Annotated in this window: 17 protein-coding genes; 3 read left to right on the forward strand and 14 right to left on the reverse strand. The window is 73.3% G+C overall.

Going from position 1 to position 18,800, the window contains the following annotated elements:
* The first annotated feature begins 69 nt into the window (after positions 1-69).
* Together OG338_RS05170 and OG338_RS05175 are read left to right on the forward strand one after the other, a co-directional pair.
* A complete protein-coding gene (locus OG338_RS05170; RefSeq protein WP_405936181.1) occupies positions 70-648 on the forward strand; it encodes a SigE family RNA polymerase sigma factor in 579 nt (192 codons plus the stop codon).
* A complete protein-coding gene (locus tag OG338_RS05175) occupies positions 645-1,376 on the forward strand; it encodes a hypothetical protein (protein ID WP_405936182.1) in 732 nt (243 codons plus the stop codon). The genes OG338_RS05170 and OG338_RS05175 overlap by 4 nt, the downstream gene beginning before the upstream one ends.
* A gap of 3 nt (positions 1,377-1,379) precedes the next feature.
* Here the strand turns inward: OG338_RS05175 and OG338_RS05180 are convergent, their stop codons facing one another.
* From OG338_RS05180 to OG338_RS05235, 12 genes are all read right to left on the reverse strand, one after another.
* Positions 1,380-2,465 (reverse strand): pectinesterase family protein, encoded by a 1,086-nt coding sequence (locus OG338_RS05180; RefSeq protein ID WP_405936183.1) that lies wholly within the window; start codon positions 2,463-2,465, stop codon positions 1,380-1,382.
* 69 nt (positions 2,466-2,534) lie between these two features.
* A complete protein-coding gene (locus tag OG338_RS05185; protein WP_405936184.1) occupies positions 2,535-3,869 on the reverse strand; it encodes a polysaccharide lyase family 1 protein in 1,335 nt (444 codons plus the stop codon).
* Positions 3,870-3,930: 61 nt separating this feature from the next.
* Positions 3,931-4,755 carry a rhamnogalacturonan acetylesterase gene (locus OG338_RS05190; protein ID WP_405936185.1) on the reverse strand — a complete coding sequence of 275 codons (825 nt, stop codon included), beginning with the start codon at positions 4,753-4,755 and terminating at the stop codon, positions 3,931-3,933.
* A gap of 111 nt (positions 4,756-4,866) precedes the next feature.
* Positions 4,867-6,201: an ABC transporter substrate-binding protein gene (locus tag OG338_RS05195; protein WP_405936186.1), complete on the reverse strand. Its 1,335-nt coding sequence runs from the start codon at positions 6,199-6,201 to the stop codon at positions 4,867-4,869.
* An 82-nt stretch (positions 6,202-6,283) separates the two neighbouring features.
* Positions 6,284-7,825: a family 43 glycosylhydrolase gene (locus OG338_RS05200; RefSeq protein WP_405936187.1), complete on the reverse strand. Its 1,542-nt coding sequence runs from the start codon at positions 7,823-7,825 to the stop codon at positions 6,284-6,286.
* Entirely contained in the window at positions 7,822-8,649 is an 828-nt protein-coding gene (locus tag OG338_RS05205) for a PmoA family protein (RefSeq protein WP_405936188.1), read from the reverse strand. The genes OG338_RS05200 and OG338_RS05205 overlap by 4 nt, the downstream gene beginning before the upstream one ends.
* Entirely contained in the window at positions 8,646-9,809 is a 1,164-nt protein-coding gene (locus OG338_RS05210) for a Gfo/Idh/MocA family protein (protein WP_405936189.1), read from the reverse strand. Before OG338_RS05210 ends, OG338_RS05205 begins: the two co-directional genes overlap by 4 nt.
* A gap of 5 nt (positions 9,810-9,814) precedes the next feature.
* Positions 9,815-10,732 carry a carbohydrate ABC transporter permease gene (locus tag OG338_RS05215; protein WP_405936190.1) on the reverse strand — a complete coding sequence of 306 codons (918 nt, stop codon included), beginning with the start codon at positions 10,730-10,732 and terminating at the stop codon, positions 9,815-9,817.
* Entirely contained in the window at positions 10,729-11,658 is a 930-nt protein-coding gene (locus tag OG338_RS05220; RefSeq protein ID WP_405936191.1) for a carbohydrate ABC transporter permease, read from the reverse strand. The genes OG338_RS05215 and OG338_RS05220 overlap by 4 nt, the downstream gene beginning before the upstream one ends.
* A gap of 99 nt (positions 11,659-11,757) precedes the next feature.
* Entirely contained in the window at positions 11,758-13,485 is a 1,728-nt protein-coding gene (gene araD, locus OG338_RS05225; RefSeq protein ID WP_405936192.1) for an L-arabinonate dehydratase, read from the reverse strand.
* Positions 13,482-14,384, reverse strand: a complete 903-nt coding sequence (locus tag OG338_RS05230) for a dihydrodipicolinate synthase family protein (RefSeq protein WP_405936193.1) — start codon at positions 14,382-14,384, stop codon at positions 13,482-13,484. The genes araD and OG338_RS05230 overlap by 4 nt, the downstream gene beginning before the upstream one ends.
* Positions 14,385-14,413: 29 nt before the next feature.
* Positions 14,414-15,070, reverse strand: a complete 657-nt coding sequence (locus OG338_RS05235; RefSeq protein ID WP_405936194.1) for a GntR family transcriptional regulator — start codon at positions 15,068-15,070, stop codon at positions 14,414-14,416.
* 265 nt (positions 15,071-15,335) lie between these two features.
* Here OG338_RS05235 and OG338_RS05240 point away from each other — a divergent pair, with 265 nt between their 5' ends.
* The gene (locus OG338_RS05240) at positions 15,336-16,547 is read left to right on the forward strand and encodes an MFS transporter (protein WP_405936195.1); all 1,212 of its coding nucleotides are present in this window, start codon (positions 15,336-15,338) and stop codon (positions 16,545-16,547) included.
* On the opposite strand, the gene OG338_RS05245 is transcribed toward OG338_RS05240, so the two are convergent.
* A complete protein-coding gene (locus OG338_RS05245; RefSeq protein ID WP_405936196.1) occupies positions 16,533-17,711 on the reverse strand; it encodes a hypothetical protein in 1,179 nt (392 codons plus the stop codon). The two genes, OG338_RS05240 and OG338_RS05245, sit on opposite strands and share 15 nt — an antisense overlap.
* Positions 17,708-18,652, reverse strand: coding sequence for a 5-dehydro-4-deoxyglucarate dehydratase (locus OG338_RS05250; RefSeq protein WP_405936197.1), 945 nt, complete (start codon positions 18,650-18,652; stop codon positions 17,708-17,710). The genes OG338_RS05245 and OG338_RS05250 overlap by 4 nt, the downstream gene beginning before the upstream one ends.
* Between the last annotated feature and the right edge of the window lie 148 nt (positions 18,653-18,800).

Consider the following 18,800-nt stretch of genomic DNA (forward strand, 5'->3'; position numbering starts at 1 on the left):
GTACGCTCACGCCCCGGCGGGGGCGTATCCGGACGGGCCGGGCGTGCGAGCGCAGGGGACGAGGTAGCCGTGGGCACAGCAGTCGACGATGCCGCCGCCGCCGAGTTCCATGAGTTCTTCGAGGCCCATTACGCGGAACTGGCCCGCCTCGCCCATCTGCTGACCGGTGAGGCGGACGCCGCCGACGATCTCGCGGCGGACGCCCTGCTCGCGCTCTGGCACCGCTGGGACCGGGTCCGCGAGGCCGGGCACCCGGTGGCCTATGCGCGGGGCGTCGTCGCCAATCTGGCCAGGACGCGCATCCGCAGCGCGGTCCGCGAGCGCCGCCGGATCGCGCTGTTCTGGGCGCCGCGCGGCGGCGGGGACGACGGGGCGGCGGCCGAGGGGCCCGATGTGCCGGCGGTGGTGGACGTGCGGGAGGCGCTGCGCAGGCTGCCGTTCCGCAAGCGGGCCTGTGTGGTGCTGCGGCACGCCTTCGACCTCTCGGAGCGGGACACCTCGCTGGTGCTGGGGATCTCGGTGGGTACGGTGAAGAGCCAGACCTCGCGCGCGGTGGCGGAACTGCAACGGCTGCTGGGTCCCGGGACGCCCGCCGCCGCGCGGGTCCGGGTGGCCGTCGCGGCGCAGCGCAGCGGAGGAGACCGGTGAACGACGAGGAGCTGTCCGGGCGGCTGCGGGAGGCCGCCGAGGCCCACCGCCCCGACCGGGCCCGGATGCTGGCCCGGATCGAGCGTGGGATGGCGGGCGGCCCCGCGGCCGGGGCGGTGCGCCCGCCGCGCGTGGTGCGCCCGTGGCTGCGGGTGGCCGGGGCGACGGCGGCGGTCTGCGGGGTGCTGGCGGCCGGCGCGTTCGCGGTCACCTCGGCGGGCGACGACGCCCGGGCGCGCGGCGGGCGGGTGGCGTCGGCGCCGTCCGCCACCGCGAAGACCCCGGACTCCCCGGCCCCGGACGCCCCCGCCGCGAAGACCCCGCTGCGGCCCGAGGACGGTCCGCTGTGGACCGGCGGCGTGGTCGACCCGAACAGCAACCCGTACTGGGCGCAGAGCAACGTCACCCTGCGGACCACCGAGCCGCTGTCCGCGCTCACCGTGGAGCTGCGGGTGGCCGAGACCGGCGGGGTGAACAGCACCGGCTCCTGGCGCTCGCTGCCCGAGCCGGACTTCACCGTGTCGGTGAACGAGAGCGGCGGCTATCTGGTCTACCGGTGGACGCTGCGTCCCGGCCGGACCGTGCCGGCCGGGACGCACACCTTCGCCGGGCAGTACAACCACGCGGAGGGCGACCGGGACGCCACCGGCGACTCCGTGACCGCCCACGCGGTCCGCGCCTCGGGCGGGAAGGCGGCGGTGGGCGACCGCTTCGGGCGTGCGCGGTGACCTCTACGGCCGCCAGTCGCCGAACCACGCGGCCGGGGTGTGCTCCCGCGCCTCGGCCCGAGTGAGCTGCGGCCGGTTGGCCGGGACGGTGACGCGCGCGCCGGGGCCCGTGTTGCGGTACTCCGCGAACCGCTGCTCCTGCCACGGGAAGCCGGCCGACATCGTGCCGTACGGCTCGTCCGTGTCGATGCCCGGGCCCAGGTGGCTGTCGCGGACCGTCAGCATGGGGTGCGCGGTGAGGTCCGAGGACGGCACCCAGGGGCGGGCCAGCTTGAAGTACCCGTCGGGGGCGGTACTGGTGACGCGGGAGCGCAGGACCAGGAAGCCGTGCGGGTCGGCCCCGGCGGTGCTGGGCGCGAAGACGAAGCCGTAGGGCGCACCGGCCAGGTCGGTGCGGGCCAGGGTGCGGAAGTGGCAGCGGTCCAGGACCGCCGAGGCCCGTCCGAAGACGAAGTCGACGTCCCCTTCCACGTAACAGTCGCGGTAGTACTGCCGGGCGAAGACGGTGAGCGACGCCGAGTCCGCGTACAGCGTGTCCTGGTGGCCGAGGAAGCGGCAGCCGTGGAACGCCGAGCGGTCGCCGGTCACCTTGATCGCGACGGCCTGGGTGCCGGTGTAGTCGGGGTGGCCGGCGCGCAGCCAGTCGTTGGCGAAGGTCAGGTCGCGGGCGGTGAGTCCGGCGGGCCGGGCGGTGACCGTGGCGGACCCGCTGGTGCCGTAGGTGCCCGAACCGTCCGGGCGCGGGGTGCCGTTGGCGTTGTCGTACACGATCACCGTGTCGCGCGGGTCGCCGCTCGCTCCGATCAGGGTGAGGCCGGTCCGGTCGGCGGGGATGTCGACGGTCTCCCGGTAGGTGCCGGGGGCGATGACCAGGGTGCGCCCGGTGCCGGTGGCGGCGTCCACGGCGGACTGGACGGTGGTGTGGTCGCCGCGGCCGCGCGCGTCGACGTACAGGGTGGCGCGGTCGGGGCGGCGGGCGGGCGAGCCGTGGCGGCCGAAGGGGCGGCCGTGCGCGAGGGCCGGCGAGGCGGTGGTGAGGGCGAGGGCGGAGGAGGCGAGGAGGGCCAGGGCGGTGCGTCGGGTGGGCATGGGTGCTCCTTCACGGGGGCGGGCCTCCGCCGGCGCCGCGCGGGCGCCGGCGGAGGAAGGGGCTGCTGGTCAGGCGCCGGGCAGCCGGCCCGCGCCCGCGCCGATGCCCACGACGAGCGGCACGAGCAGCGGGTGGTCGACCCGGTTGCGCAGGGTCGGGGTCCAGCCGGCGCCCGTGGTCAGCTGCTCCTCGGGGACGCCCGCGTTGTGCACGGCGACCAGGTCGGTGCGGCGGCCGTTGACCCAGTTGTCGGCGGCCGTGAGGGAGGACTCCGACCACTTCTTGAGGATCTTCGCCTTGTCGAACTCACCGCTGAGCGTGAACGCGTTGTGCTCGGCCACCAGGTGGGACTCGGCGCCGATCCCGTACGAGTAGCCGTAGACGCTGCCCTTCGTGGCGACGAAGTGGTTGTTGTACGAGTCGACCTGGCCGAAGCGGACGCGGGGCGCGCGCTCGTTGACGTCCTTGAACAGGTTGTGGTGCAGGGTGACGCGGAGCTTGCCCCGGTCGGTGGCCCCGGCGCCGTCGCTGTTGCCGAGGAGCATCGTCTTGTCGTGGTCCTTGAGGACGTTCCAGGAGACGGTGACCAGGTCGGCGCCCTTGACGATGTCGAAGAGGCCGTCGTGCTGCTGGTACAGCTCGTTGAAGTAGGAGGGCTGGTCGGCGTCCGGGCGGTCGCCGTCGCTGAAGGTGTTGTGGTCGACCCAGACGTGGTCGGAGCCGTAGACGACGAGGTTGTCGTACTCCGAGTTCCAGTGGCCGGTGTCGCCGTCGGTCGGGTCCCACTGCGGGAAACAGTCGTAGGTGTCCTCGAAGGCGAGGTTGCGGACGATGACGTTGGAAACGTTCTGGATCTGGATCGACGCGCCGATGACCGTGGCGTCCCGGCCGGTGCCGATCAGCGTGGTGTTGGACGGCACATAGACGTTGACGGCGGCTTTCTGGAGCTTGGCGGAGGCGAGCCGGGCGTCCTCCATCGGCCCGTACGGGACCTCCTCGCGGCCCCAGGTGTCGGGGTCGTAGGCGGCCAGGTAGCCGTCCAGGGTGTAGCCGTCCGTCTGGTACGCCTCGCAGTCGATCGGGTTGCCCTCGGCGTCGGCGTTGCCGTGGACGGTTCCGGCGATCTTGACGATCTTCGGCGCGTCGCCCGCGTCCTCGAAGGCGGCGATGAGTTCGGCGCGGTTGTGCACGGTGTAGACGTGGTCGGGCGTCGCTGCGGCGCCACCGGTGGTGGAGCCGTCGGCGGAGGCCCAGCCGTCGCCCTTGGCGAGGACGGCGCGCTCGACGCCCTTCGTGCCGTGGTGCCGCGGGGACGCCTGGGCGGGGAGGCTCAGGGCGAGGGCGAGCGAGGCGCAGCCCATCGCGACGGCGATGGCGCGGGCACGGTTTCTGCGTGTGGACATGACAAATCCTCGGTTCTGGTGCGGGACCTGTGGAAGGGGAAGGGAGGGGGTGGCGCGGGCGTCAGGCGGCCGGTGGCCAGCTGATCCACGTCTCGGGTACGCGTGCGCCGAGCCGGCGCAGTTCACGCGGGGCGAGCACCCGCGCGTCGAGCAGGGCGCGGGCCGTCATCCGGGCGGCCTCGATCGCACCGGCGGGCCGGAAGTGGGTGTTGTCCTGCCGCCCGTCGGGGTAGTTGGGGGACTCGCCGGGCGCCAGCCAGTTGAAGTACGCCTCGGTGCCGTCGGGGCCGAGCTCCTGCCAGCGGGCGAGGGTGCGGGCCTGCATGTCGAGCAGGGGCACCCGCTCCGCGGCGGCCAGGGCGCGCATCGCGGCCGGGTAGTCGCCGTGCGTGGGCCTGGCGGTGCCGTCGGCGGCGAACCTGCGGCGCTCGACCGGGGTGAGCAGCACGGGCCGGGCGCGCCGGGCGCGGGCCTCGGCGATGTACCGGCGCAGGCAGTCCTGGTAGGTCGTGTACGGGTCGGTGCCGCGCGCCGGGTCGTCCGTCTTCTCGTCGTTGTGCCCGAACTGGATCAGCAGGAGGTCGTCCGGGCGGACGTCCGGCAGCAGGGCGGCGAGCAGCCCTTCGTCGATGAAGCTCTTGGAACTGCGGCCGTTCATGGCGTGGTTGGCGACGGTGAGCCCGGGTCCGAGGAAGAACGGGAGGGCCATGCCCCAGCCGGTCTCGGGTGCGGCGTCGGCGTATTTCCGCGCGGCCGTCGAGTCGCCCGCGATGTGCACGGTACGGGTGCGACGGGGGGCGCCGTGCGCTGCGGCGGGGGTGGCGGCGAGTGCCGCCAGGGGCAGGGCGGCGAGGGCGGCCGCGGTCTGTCTGCGGGTGAGTGACACGGTGGTGGTACTGCCTCTCTCGTGGGTGGGTACGCAGGAGGGCAGGGGCGGCGGGGCGGGGCGGGCCGTCCGCACGACGGGCCCGCGTCCGGCCCCGCGCCGGGGGCCGGATCAGCCGTTGCTCCGCTCCTTCCACTCCTTCTGGGCCGCGTTCAGCTCGTCGGCCATCTTGTCCAGGAACGCCTTGGCCGTGATCTTGCCAAGCAGCAGCTTCTGGAACTCGGGCTCGTTGTCGGCCTTGCTGATGTTGTTCCAGTCGGGCAGGTAGTACGGCAGCTGCACGATCTTGGTGGAGCCGTCGGTGAGGGCCTTCGCGGCCAGCTCGGTGGGCGCGGCCTCGCTGATCCACGGGTCCTTGGCGGCCTCGGTGTTGGCCGGGATGGCGCCGGCGGACTCGTTCCACTTGCTGTTCGACTCGTGCGAGGCGGCGAACTCGATGAACTTCCAGGCGGCCGTCTTGTTCTTGCTCGCCTTGAACAGGCCGAGGCCGTCGACCGGGTTGGAGACCTGGACGCGGGTGCCGCCGTCGCCGACCGGGTTGGGGATGCCGGCGAACTTGTCCTTGCCGAGGGCCTTCAGATGGTCCTGGTAGGAGCCGAGGTTGTGGCTCAGCATGCCGATGGTGCCGGTGTCGAACTGGGCGACCATCTTGGTGAAGTCGTTGTTGACGTCGGCGGACGGCGTCGTCTTCTTGTAGAGGGCGACGTACTTCTCCAGCGCCGCCACGTTCTTGGGGTCGTTGAGGGTGGTCTTGTCGCCGTTCCAGAACTCGGTGATCCCGGACTGCCCGTAGGCCGCGTCGACGGCCTGGGCGATGGAGCCGGCGCCGCCTCGGATGGTGTAGCCGAACTTGTTGTTCTTGGCGTCGGTCAGCTTCTGGGCGGCCTCGTAGAACTTGGCCCAGGTGGTGGGCGCGTCGAGCCCGGCCGCCTCGAAGAGGTCGGTGCGGTACCAGAGGGCGCCGTTGTTCGCGGAGGTCGGCACGGTGTACATCTCGTCGTCCCGGCCGGCCGCGTCCTTGACGCTCTCGACCATGCCCTCCACGAGCTTGCCGTTGAGCGAGGAGTCCTTGATCCGGTCGCCCAGCGGCTCCAGGGCCTCCTGCGAGACCATGTTGGCCAGGTAGGCGGTGCCGACGCCGCCGACGTCGGGCACTCCGCCGCCCGCGATGGCCGTGTCGTACTTGGACTGCACGTCCGCGATGGGGATCGGCACGTACTTGACCTCGATGTCCGGGTACTTCTTCTCGAAGTCCTGGATGATCTCCTTCCAGACGGCGGTACGCGGACCGCCGTTGTTGTCCCAGAAGGTGATTTCGCCCTTGCCGCTGCCCTCGTCGCCGCCGCCGCTGCCGTCGTCGCCGCACGCGGTCGCCGTCAGGGCGAGCACCGCCGCGAGCGAGACGGCGGCCGCGCCGCGCCCCCGCTGCGTCTTCGAGATGTTCATGATCGGCTCTTCTCTCTCGGTTCTCTCGGGTCTCTCGGTTCGTGCGCGTGCATGGGGGGTGGTGCGCCGGACGGTGGTCCGGTCACGCGGTTACGTGGAAGCCGGTGAAGCGGGCGGTCCCGGTCGGTCCCGTCCCGGGCGGCGCGGTGGCGAACAGCCCGAGCAGCGCGCCGACCCAGCGCCACGGGGTGGCGGCGAAGACCTGTCCGGAGGGCCGGAACCCGGCCCCGTCCCCGGTGTCGGCCAGGAAGCGGCACCGGGCCCCCGCCGCCACCTCGATCCGCAGCCGCACCGTGCCCGGGGGCGCCGGCCTCGTGTGCCCGGCGTCCCGCTCGGCGGTGGCGGTCGCCTCGGCGAACCGGTGCGCCAGCAGCACCCCGCCGTCCGCCTGCCGTTCGAGCCCGATCCAGCTGAACGCGTCCCCGAGCACGGCGAACCCCGCCTTCGCCCCGGGCACCTCGCTCTCCAGGACGAGCCCGACCTCGGCGGTGAACGTCTCGGCGGGCAGCCGCTGGACCAGTACGTGGGGCAGCAGCCGCAGGTCGTGTGCGTGATCCGCCGGTACGCAGCTCAGCCGCAGCCCGTCCCCGGCGTGCTCGACGGTCCAGCCGGGGCGCGGGTTCGCCGTCCACTGCCACTGCCTGCCGTGGCGGCCGCCCGGGAAGCCGTCGTCGCAGGCCGGGGCCTCGACGGGCTGGGCGGGCAGGGCGGGCTTGCGGTGCGTGGCGACGGGTTCGCCGGCGTCGCCGATGACCGGCCAGCCGGCATCGTCCCAGCGCATCGGCTGGAGGTGCACCACCCTGCCGTACGCCCCGCGCTCCTGGAAGTGCAGGAACCAGTCCTCACCGGCCGGGGTGTCCACCCAGGCGCCCTGGTGCGGTCCGTTGACGCCGGTCCGGCCCTGGGCGAGGACGACGCGCTCCTCGTAGGGACCGAAGAAGTCCCGGGAGCGGAACGCGCCCTGCCAGCCCGTCGCGACCCCGCCCGCCGGGGCCAGAATCCAGAACTCGCCGTTGCGGCGGTGCAGCTTGGGGCCCTCCAGGGTGAACCAGCCGGGCAGCGTGTCGGCGTCGATCAGGGTCTTGCCCTCGTCCAGGAGTTCCCGCCCGTCGGGGCTCATCCGGTGTCCGGTGAGCCGGTTCTTGATCCCGGAGCGGGACTTGGCCCAGGCGTGCACGAGATACGCCTCGCCGGTCTCCTCGTCCCACAGCGGGCACGGGTCGATCAGCCCCCGCCCGGCCTTCACCAGACGCGGCGCGGTCCACGGGCCCCGGATGTCCTCGGCGCTGATCTGCCGGATGCCGTGGTCGGGGTCGCCCCAGAAGATCCAGAACCGTCCGGCGTGGTGCCGCAGCGAGGGCGCCCACACCCCGCAGTCGTGGCGGGGCACCGCGAATTCGGCAGCGGGCTCCAGACGGTCCAGGGCGTGCCCGGTCAGCGTCCAGTTGACGAGGTCGCGGGAGTGGAGCAGCGGCAGCCCGGGGGCGCGGCCGAAGCTGGAGGCGGTGAGGTAGAAGTCGTCGCCGACGCGGATCACGTCGGGGTCGGACCAGTCGGCGTCGAGGACCGGGTTGCGGTAGGTGCCATCGCCGAGGTCGGCGGTCCGGGGGCGGGTTCCGGTCACGCGGTCACCGCCCGGCGGACGAGGGCGGCGGCGCCCGCCCGGTCGAGGCGGCCGTCCGCGACGACGGTGACCACGCGGCGTACGACCGTGGCTCCTGCGGGGACGGGCAGCCGTTCGGCGGCGGCGAGGGAGGAGCCGACGCCCGGGTATTCGGTGGTGCGCACGAACCAGGGGTCGCGGCGGGTCTCCTCGGTGGCCCCGGCGAAGACCAGGGACCAGCGCTCGCCGCAGAGTGCGACCCAGTCGGCGGGCCGCCCGTGCACCGCCGCCTCGCCGTCCGCCGCCGGGCCGAACACGGCGGGCGGGGACGCCTCCTTGGGGGCGCGCCAGAAGAAGCCGCCGTATCCGGCGCCGGGGCGGCCGTTGGTGGCGGGGCTGCCGATCGACAGGTCGCCGGGGCCGGGGTTGGTGAGCGAGAAGGAGAAGTCGAGCGCCCAGGCGGTGTCGGAGAGCGCGGCGGCGGCCACCGTGCGGTGTTCGCGCAGCAGTTCGCCGCCGGCGGTCTCCCAGCCGAGCTCCTCCACGAAGCCGTCCGGGTCGCACAGCTTCCAGCCCAGGTGGCGCTGGGTGCCGTGGTTGTCGAGCGCGGTGGGCCCCTGGCCCCGGACAAAGGTGCGGCCGCCCCAGAAGTTGTGCCCGGAGACGTCCGGGACGGCGACGGAGGCGCCCAGGTGGTGGATGTGGTCGGCGGGGCGCTCCTCGGTGACGGGGATGCCGGCGAGGGTGGTGACCGGGTGGAGGTAGGGGCGGCCCGCGTCGGCGGGGAGGCAGGTGTAGCGGCCGACGGGGCGGCCGGCGCAGCTGAGCAGGACGGTGTGCGTCATGGGGAGGTCACCTCGCTGCGTGCCCAGGGGGCGCCGAGTTCGGAGAAGAGGGCGAGGGTTTCGGCGCCGGACGCGACGAGGGCGTCGATGCCGCGCACCACCCGGCGGGTGGCCCCGGTGCCGGGCACGGGGGCGGGGTGCCAGGCGCCGGACGGCAGGGGGCTCGGTTCGGGCGCGGTCCGGACGGCTTCCACGACCGCCATGAAGGCGCCGGTGCGCTCCGGCGGTACGAGGAGCGGGGCGCCGTCCGTGAGGTGGGCGGCCAGGTTCTCCAGGAGGTCGGTGCGCCCGTGCACGGTCTCCACGGGGCCGTGGCCCGCGCGCTGGACGAGGACGCGGTCCTGCTTGTACCAGAAGGTGATGCGGCCGCGGTCGCCGTGGACGATGACGTACGGCTCCCCCGGCTGTTCCGCGCAGAGGGTGACGGCGGCGGTGACGGGCGGCCCGGACGTGGTGGTGACGCGTACGCAGGAGGTGTCGTCGGCCTCGATGTCGTGGGCGCGGAAGAGCTCGGTGTCGATGGCGGTGATGTCCTCGGCGGTGGTCCCGGCGAGTTCGAGGGCCGTGGCGACGGCGTGGGCGAGGGGGTTGGTGAGGACGCCGTCGACCACCTCGGTGTCCCCGATGCGGCGCCGGCCGGCCCAGGGCGCCCGCCGGTAGTAGGCGTCGTCGCGGACCCAGGCGCCCGCCGCCGCGTATCCCCGGACGGTGCCGATGGCGCCGGTGGCGACGAGTTCCCGGATGGCGGGGACGGCGTGCGAGCCGAAGGACTGGAAGCCGACCTGGCAGGCGGTGCCCGCTTCGCGCACTCCGGCGAGGATGCGGTCGAAGTCGGCGCGGGTGGCGGCGGGCGGCTTCTCCAGGAGGAGGTGGACACCGCGCCGGGCGGCGGTCAGGGCGAGGGCGGTGTGGGTCTGGATGGGGGTGCAGACGACGGCGGCGCGGGCCCCGGTGGAGTCCAGGAGGGCGCCGAAGTCGGCGGACTGCTCAGGGGGTTCCTCCGCGAAGGCGGCCAGTTCGGTGGCGTCGAGCGGGGTGAGCTCGCAGATGCCGGCGAGGCGGACGAGCCCTTGGTGCTGGAGGCGGCGGATGTTGGCGAGGTGCCAGTGGCCGTGGCCCCGGGCGCCCGCGAGGACGATCGGGAGAGGCAGCGAGGTCATGTGCGTCACCCCTTCACGGCGCCGGCGCTGAAGCCGGTGATCAGCCACTTCTGGATGAAGGCGAAGACGATCACCACGGGCACCGCGGCGATCACCCCGCCCGCGGCGAGCGCGCCCAGGTCGACGCTGTCCGCGCCGATGAGGGTGTTCAGGCCGACCGGGATCGTCTGCTTGTCCTGCTCGCTGAGGAACATCAGCGCGAACAGGAAGTGGTTCCAGCTGTGCACGAAGGCGAAGGAGCCGACGGCGATCAGCCCGGGCCGCAGCAGCGGCAGCACGACCGCGCAGAAGGCCCGGAAGCGCGAGCAGCCGTCCACCCAGGCGGCCTCCTCCAGCGAGGGCGGCACGTTCTTGATGAATCCGCTGATCAGGATGATGGACAGCGGCAGCTGGAAGACCGTCTCGGCGATGACCACGCTCCCCAGGGAGTTGATCATCTGGAGGTTCTTGAAGATCTCGAAGAGCGGTACGAGCATCAGCGCGCCGGGGATGAACTGCGAGCAGAGCAGCGCCAGCATGAAGCCGTTCTTGATCCTGAAGTCGAACCGGGCGAGCGCGTAGCCGCCGGCCAGGGCGACGAGGGTCGTGGCGATCAGGGTGCAGACGCCGACGATCATGCTGTTCTGGAAGAAGACGGCGAAGCTGCGCTCGTTCCAGACCTTGGAGAAGTGCTCCCCGGTCATCGGCCACGGCACCAGCGAGGTGGAGCCCGCGGGCCGTACGGCGAAGAGGAACATCCAGTAGAACGGGACGAGCGTGAAGACCAGGTAGATGCCCAGCGGTACGTAGATCTGCCAGCGCGGTACGTCGTCGAAGGCGCGTTCGCGTCCTGACCTGCGGCGGGGCGCGGCGGGCGGCGGGCTCTCCGGGGCGGCCGGCCGTGCGGCACGGGTGCCGTTCTTCTCGGCGAGGGCGGCAGTCATTTGTGGTCGCCTCCGAACTTGCTCAGGCGCAGATAGACGATCGAGCAGAAGAGGAGGATCACGAAGGCGACGGTGGTGAGCGCGGAGGCGTAGCCGAAGTCGTGGCCCTCGATGCCGGTGTTGGCGACGTAGAGCGGCAGCGTGGTGGTCTCGCCGGCCGGTCCGCCGCCGGTGAGGGTGTAGAGCAGGTCGACGTTGTTGAACTCCCAGACCCCGCGCAGCAGCGTGGAGAGGATGATCGCGTCGCGCAGGTGGGGCAGGGTGATGTGGAAGAACTGCCGCAGCCGTCCGGCGCCGTCCACGGCGGCCGCCTCGTACAGCTCCTTGGAGACGGACTGGAGGTCGGCGAGGATGAGGATGGCGAAGAAGGGGACGCCGCGCCAGAGTTCGGCGACGGTCGCGGCCCAGAAGACGGTGTCGGTGTCGGAGAGCACCGAGGTGCCGTACTCGCCGATCCCGGCGTCCGCGAGGTAGCGGCTGAAGCCGGTCGAGGAGTTGTAGAGCAGAATCCAGATGGTGCTGGTCAGCACCCCGGAGACGGCCCACGGCGAGAAGACCATGGCGCGGGAGATGCCCCGGCCGATGAAGGTCTGGTTGACGATCAGGGCCAGCGCGAGCCCCAGCGTGAGCTGGAGCGCGACCTGGACGAAGACCCACTGGGCGCTGAAGCCGAGGGTGGTCCAGAACTGGTCGTCCTCGGTGAAGATCCGGGTGAAGTTGTCGAGGCCGGCGAAGCCGTTCCGCCAGGGCTTGGTGACGTTGTAGTTCTGGAGGCTGTAGTAGAAGACGCTGACCACCGGGTAGGCGATGAAGCCGAGCATCAGCAGCCCCGCGGGGGCGATCAGCAGATACGGCAGCCGGCGGGGGCTCGCGGAGCGGCGCCGGGGCACCTTGGGCGGTGTGGCCGCGGCGGAGGCTTGGGCCATGACACGTCTCCGTTCTCTGTGTACGAGGGTGTGCAAGCGCTTCCCACAGGGCGTTCGGTATGCCGAACGCGCGGGGCGCCGGAATTCCTGAGGGGCCGTTCAGCCGGCGTACGGGTCGGGCACTGCTCCCGGCCGGGCCAGGAAGGCGAAGTCGCAGCCGGTGTCGGCCTGGGTGATCTGGTCCTGGTAGAGCGCCTGGTAGCCGCGCTCGTAGCGGACGGGCGGCGGGGTCCATTCGGCGCGGCGGCGCGCCAGCTCCTCGTCGGACACGTCGAGGTTCAGCAGCCGCGCCCCGACGTCCAGGGTGACGAGGTCACCGGTGCGGACGAGGGCGAGGGGCCCGCCGACGTACGACTCGGGCGCGATGTGCAGCACGCAGGCGCCGTAGCTGGTGCCGCTCATCCGGGCGTCGGAGAGCCGGACCATGTCCCGTACCCCCTGTTTCAGCAGGTAGTCGGGGATCGGCAGCATGCCGTACTCGGGCATCCCCGGACCGCCCTTGGGCCCGGCGTTGCGCAGGACGAGCACATGGCCCGGGGTGAGCGCGAGCGCCGGGTCGTTGATGGTGCGCTGCATCTCCCGGTAGTCCTCGAAGACGACCGCGGGTCCGGTGTGGCGCAGCAGGTGCGGTTCGGCGGCGATGTGCTTGATGACGGCGCCGTCCGGGCAGAGGTTGCCGCGCAGCACCGCCACACCGCCCTCGTCCGCGAGCGGGTTGGAGCGCTCCCGTATGACGTCGTCGTCGTGCACGAGCGCCCCGTCGAGCTGGGCGCGCAGGGTGTCGTGCGAGACGGTGGGCCGGTCCAGATGCAGTACGTCGGTGAGCCGGGCCAGGAAGCCGGGGAGCCCGCCGGCGAAGTGGAAGTCCTCCATCAGGTACTTCCCGCCGGGGCGCAGGTTGGCGAGGACGGGGACGGTGCGGGCGATGCGGTCGAAGTCGTCCAGGGTGAGCCTGATCCCGGAGCGGCCGGCCATCGCGATGAGGTGGATGACGGCGTTGGTGGACCCGCCGAGCGCGAGGACGGTCGCGACGGCGTCCTCGTACGCCTCGGCCGTGAGGATCTGCGACAGCTTCCGCTGCTGCCACACCAGTTCGACGATGCGGAGCCCGGAGGCGGCGGCCATCCGGTCGTGGCCGGAGTCGACGGCGGGAATCGAGGAGGCGCCGGGGACGGTGACGCCGAGCGCCTCGGCGGCGGCGGTGAGCGTGGAGGCGGTGCCCATGGTCATGCAGTGGCCGGGCGAGCGGGCGAGGCCGTTCTCCAGCTCGCCCATCTCGCAGTCGCCGATGAGCCCGGCGCGCTTGTCGTCCCAGTACTTCCACATGTCGGTTCCGGAGCCCAGGACCTCGTTGCGCCAGTGCCCCGGCAGCATCGGCCCGGCCGGTACGAAGACGGCCGGCAGGTCCGCGGACGCGGCGCCCATCAGCAGCGCCGGGGTCGACTTGTCGCAGCCGCCGAGCAGCACCGCCCCGTCGACCGGGTAGGAGCGCAGCAGCTCCTCGGTCTCCATGGCCAGCATGTTCCGGTAGAGCATCGGGGTCGGTTTCTGGAAGGTCTCCGAGAGCGTGGAGACCGGGAACTCCAGCGGGAAGCCGCCCGCCTGCCAGACCCCGCGCTTCACGGCCTGCGCCCGGTCGCGCAGGTGTACGTGGCAGGGGTTGATGTCCGACCAGGTGTTGAGGATCGCCACGACCGGCTTGCCCAGGTGCTCCTCGGGGAGGTAGCCGAGCTGGCGGGTGCGGGCGCGGTGGCTGAACGAGCGGAGCCCGTCGGTGCCGTACCACTGGTGGCTGCGCAGCTCCTCGGGGGCGATGCGGGCGGTCATATGGACCACCCGGCGATCTGGTCGGCGACCTCGGCGCGCCGTGCCTCGGGCAGCACCCGGCTGGGCGGGCGCACCGCGCGGTCGCACAGCCCGAGGGCGGCCAGGGCCTCCTTGACGACGGTGACGTTGTCGGCGGACTGCCGGTCGGCGCGCAGTTCCTCGAAGCGGCGGATCCGCTCCCAGACCTTCATGGCCGCCGGGTGGTCACCGGCCCGCAGCGCCTCCAGCATGGCCAGCGAGACGCCGGGCGCCACATTGACGAGCCCGGAGGTGAAGCCGGTGGCGCCGGCCGAGAAGTAGGCCGGGGCGTACAGCTCGGCGAGCCCGGCGACCCAGACGAAGCGGTCAAGACCGGCGTCCCGGGCGAAGGCGGCGAAGCGGGCCGCGTCCGGCACCGCGTACTTGACGCCGATGACGTTGGGGCAGCTGTCGGCGAGCACGGCCAGGCAGGCGCCGTCCAGGTGCGGGTTGCGGATGTACGGGACGACGCCGAGCCCGGGGACGGCCTCCGCGATGGCCCGGTGGTAGTCGATCCAGCCGTCCTGTGACACATACGGGTGGACGGGCTGGTGGACCATCACCATCTCGGCCCCGGCGTCCCGGGCGTGCTCGGCGGCGGCGACGGCGGTCGGCACGTCGTGTCCGACGCCGGCCAGGACCGTAGCGCGGCCGCCGGCCTCGGCGACGGTCAGCTCGGTGACGGTGCGCCGCTCCTCGGGGGTGAGCGCGTAGAACTCCCCGGTGTTGCCGTTCGGGGTGACGATGCGCACGCCGCCGTCGAGCAGTCTCCGCAGCAGGGCGCGGTGCGCCGTCGTGTCGATGGACCCGTCCCCGGCGAACGGGGTCACCGGGATCGCCACGACATCTGCGAGGGCCGCCTTCAGCGGGGTGAGGTCCATGCGGACTGGCCTTTCGTCGGTGTGCCGGTTCACGCCGCGCCGCCCCCGTCCTCGTCGTCGGGGAAGGCGCGGCGGACGAACGACGCGATGTGGTCGTGCAGGGCCCCGGCCGCCGCGTCCGCGTCGTCGGTGAGCGCGAGCCGCAGGATCTCCCGGTGCTCGGCCGCCTCCCGCTCCCAGGACGGGATCGCCGACCAGGCGACCGTGGAGACCAGCGCCGCCTGGTCGCGGACCTCGTCCAGCATCCGGGCGAGCAGCGGGTTGCCGCAGGGCAGGTAGAGCGCCCGGTGGAAGTCCCGGTTGGCGAGCGAGCGGTCGGCCTTGTCGCCCGCCGAGTCCGCCCGCTCCAGGGCCTCCTGCGCCGCGTCGAGCGACGCCTTGCGGGTGATCGAGCGGCGCAGCGCCTCCGGTTCGAGCAGCAGCCGCACGTCGTACACCTCGCGGGCCATGGCCGCGTCGACCAGCCGCACGGTGGCGCCCTTGTACTGGCTCATGACGACGAGTCCGGTGCCGGCGAGGGTCTTCAGCGCCTCGCGGACGGGCGTCTTGGAGACCCCGAACTGCGCGGCGAGCTCGGTCTCCACGAGCGCCTGCCCCGGCCGCAGTTGTGCCGTGAGGATCGCGTGCTTGATCGCCTCCAGCACGTACTGGGTGCGGGACGGAATCGGGGTGGGCGCAAAGGTCATGGGTGAAGGGCTCTCACATCTCGCGTATCGCGTCTCATATATGACGTACGGAGTACGACGCGATGAAGCTAGGGCCGCCGCAAATGTTTCGTCAACGCTTCTGACGAAAGAAGTTCGTGGAACGGGGACATGTGCCGTACACGGATTCCGGTGCGCCGCGCGGGAGTTCCCGGGGACAGGGCATCCGCCCGATGCCGCGCCGGGGCCTCAGCCGCCAGCCTGACCGCAGGAAGAACACGCAGGTCGGAAAGGTGCGGTGGGTGTGATGGCGGTGGGCCGGGTGCTGCGGAACAGGACGGCGGGGCTGTTCCTCGCGGCGGTCGTGGTCTCCGGGTTCGGCAGTTCGGCGATGACCCTGGCGGCCGGGATCTGGGTCAAGTCGCTGACGGGTTCGGACGCGCTGGCGGCGCTCGCCCTGTTCGCGGTGTGGCTGCCGGTCCTGTCCGGCCCGCTGCTCGGGACGGTGGCGGACCGGCTGCCGCGCAAGCCGTTGCTGGTGGGCACGAACGCCGCCCTCGCGGCCTTGATGGCGATGCTCGCGGTGGTGGGCGCGGAGGGGCGGGTCCGGCTGCTGTTCGCGGTGCTGGTGCTGTACGGGTGCCTCTCGGTGCTGATGGACTCGGCGGAGTCGGCCGTGGTGGCGGGGGCGGTCCCGGCCGCGCTGCTCGGCGACTTCAACGGGCTGCGGATGATGGCGAACGAGGGCATGAAGCTGGTCGCCCCGCTGACCGGCGCGGGGCTCTACGCCCGCTTCGGGGGCGGCGCGGTGGCGCTCCTGGACGCGGTCTCCTTCGCCCTGGCGGCCGGTCTCTACGCGCTGCTGCGGGTACGCCGGACGGCCCCGGCCACCCGCATGGGCCCCGGCGGCTGGGCGGCCGGGCTGCGGCAGTTGTGGGGGTCGCCGGTGCTGCGCCCGCTGGTCCTCGCCGCTTCGGCCACCATGCTGTGCGCCGGGCTCAACGGGGCGACGCTGTACGCCGTCGTGGACGGCACCCTCGGCCACTCCCCCGCGTACGCCGGGGTGCTGTCGGTCGCCCAGGGGCTCGGGTCCGTCACGGTCGGGCTGTTCGCGGGCGCGCTGCTGCGCCGGCTGCCGGAGCGGGTCTTCGCGGCGGCCGGGATCGCGGTGTTCGGGGTCGCGGTGGGGCTGCGGGCCGTGCCGTCCGACGCGATGGCGCTCACCGCCTGCGCGCTGATCGGGGCGGGCCTGCCGTGCGTGCTGATCGCCGCGCTGACGGCGGTGCAGCGGGAGACCCCGGACGCGGTCCTGGGCCGCACGGCCGCGAGCGCCGACACGCTGATGATGTCGCCGAACGCGGTGGCGCTGGGGATCGGCGCGGGGCTGGTGGCGCGGGTGGACGTCACGGTGCTGCTGCCGGTGGTGGGCGCGGGGGCGGTCCTGACGGCGTCGGCCCTGGTGGCGGGCTGCCCGGAACGGGTGGTTCCGGGCGGCCCGGCGGTCTCACCCGAGGCGTGACAGCGCCCCCGCCACGGCCGCCAGGTCCGGGTCGGATGCCAGGCCCACGTGGTACAGGCGGAGCTGGTTCGCGCCGAGCGAGGCGGCGTGCGCGGCGTCCCGTTCCAGCGTGTCCGGGCTGCCGCCCATGCCGCGCACCACGGTGAGATTGGCGGCGAGGACCGCATCGGGAGCGCCCGCGAACGGCCCGAGCACCGCCTCCCGCGCCGCGGCCGTACCCGTGCACGGCAGGACCACCCCGTCCGCCACGGACAGGATGTGCCCGGGGTCGACGCCCGCATTGGCCCCGCAGCGGTACGGGGCGGGGTCGGCGTGCAGCAGCACCTGGAACCCGGGCGCCGCCGCGGCCCGCACCGCCCCGGCCACCGCTTCCTGGAGGCTCCGGGCCGCCCCGGTGCGCCACCGCAGCGTCGCCCCCGCGAGGTCGGCGCCGAGCAGCTTCCCGACGGCGTCCCAGCCCGCGTCCGGCGATCCGGACCCGGACCAGACCGGTGCCAGCGCGTGGCGCACGGCCGCGCCCAGCCCCTCGGGATCGAGGCCCTGACCGGCGTAACCGGCCCGGCAGACGGCGCAGAAGCAGAGCGACATCAGGTACTGCGCCGCGTCGCCGAGCCCGACGCCGGCCACCTTGTCGTGGGCGTGGAGGTGGGCGAAGCCGTACCAGCCGCACGACTCCAGCTCGGTGCCCCGCGCCCCGTCGCGTACCGCCGCCTCCGCCGCCAGGTCCACCAGGTAGGCGCGGACCTCGGGGCGCGCGATGCAGGGCGCCCACGGGTAGCGGTCCCCGTAGGCGTTGACCACCGAGGTGTCCGGGTGGTCAGCGCCCAGGCGTGAGCTGTGCGCGAGGACCACCCAGCTGTGCACGTCGAGACCGGCCCCGGCCAGCGCCTCGGCGGCCTCCGCGAAGGGGTTGTCGGAGGCCAGCCACGCCTGCCGGTACGGGCGCGGTGCCCGGCCCGCCCAGCGGCCCTCGTCCGGCGGGTACAGGACCGCCGCGTACTCGGCCGTGACGACGCGGTGGCCGGGGTGGCGGGGGGTCAGCGCCCGGGTCGAGTGGTAGGCGGCGGCGAGCGTCACCTGCTGGACTCCGAGGTCCGCGATGCGGGCGGGGGCGTCCGGGTCGCCGACGACGTCCCAGGGGTAGAGGAAGGCGGACGTCCTCATCCGCGCCCCTCCAGCAGCGCGCGCCCGGCGGCGACGATCTCCGTCAGCTCCTTGATGTGGGCGGCGGGCGGTTCGGTGAGCGGGCTGCGCACCGGCCCGACGTCCAGGCCGTGCAGCCGGACGCCCGCCTTGACGAGGGACACGGCGTAGCCGCGGCCCTGGGCGCGCAGCTCGACGAGCGGCCGGTAGAAGGAGTCGAGCAGCGCGTTGACCAGGGTGTCGTCGCCGGATTCCAGGGCGCGGTAGAAGGCGAGCGCGATGTCCGGGGCGAAGGCGAAGACGGCCGAGGAGTACAGCGTGACGCCGATGCCCCGGTAGGCGAGGCCGGTGAGTTCGGCGGTGGGCAGCCCGTTGAAGTAGAGGAAGTCCCGCCCGGGCAGCCCGGTGCGCACCGCGCTCACGATGCGCTGCATGAGGTCCAGGTCGCCGTAGCCGTCCTTCAGGCCGATGATGCCCGGGGTCTGCGCCAGGGCGAGGACCGTCTCGGGGGTGAAGACGGCGTTGTCGCGCTGGTAGACGATGGTCTCCAGGCCGGTCGCCCCGGCCAGCGCGGTGTAGTGGGCCAGCAGTCCTTCCTGGTCGGCGTGGACCAGGTACGGGGGCATGGCGAGCAGCCCGTCCGCGCCCGCCTCCTCGGCGAGCCGGGCGAACCGCACGGCCAGCGCGGTGCCGTATCCGGCGCCCGCGACGACCGGCACCTGCCCGGCGGTCTCCGCCACCGCGGCGGCGACGACGCTCCGGAACTCCTCCGGGGCCAGGGCGTGGAACTCCCCGGTGCCGCAGCACGCGAAGACGGCCGCCGCGCCCGCGTCGATGCCCTGGCGGACGTGCGCCCGGAAGACGTCCAGGTCGACGGAGCCGGACGCGTCGTACGCGGTGACGGGGAAGAAGAGCGGCCCGGCAACGGCGGTGAGCCGGGCGGCAAGCGGGTCTGAGCTCACGGGCGCCTCCTGAGGCGTGCGCATCTCTGATTGGTGTCCATATTCATGAACGATGCCTAAGCTAGGCCCGGCGGGGCTCCGGGGTCAAGGCGACGACGCCCCGGTCCGGACCAACCCGCCACGGGTTCCCTTGACGCTCCCCGAGCCC

The organism is Streptomyces sp. NBC_00726, assembly GCF_045161735.1.
In the GTDB taxonomy this organism is placed as follows: domain Bacteria; phylum Actinomycetota; class Actinomycetes; order Streptomycetales; family Streptomycetaceae; genus Streptomyces.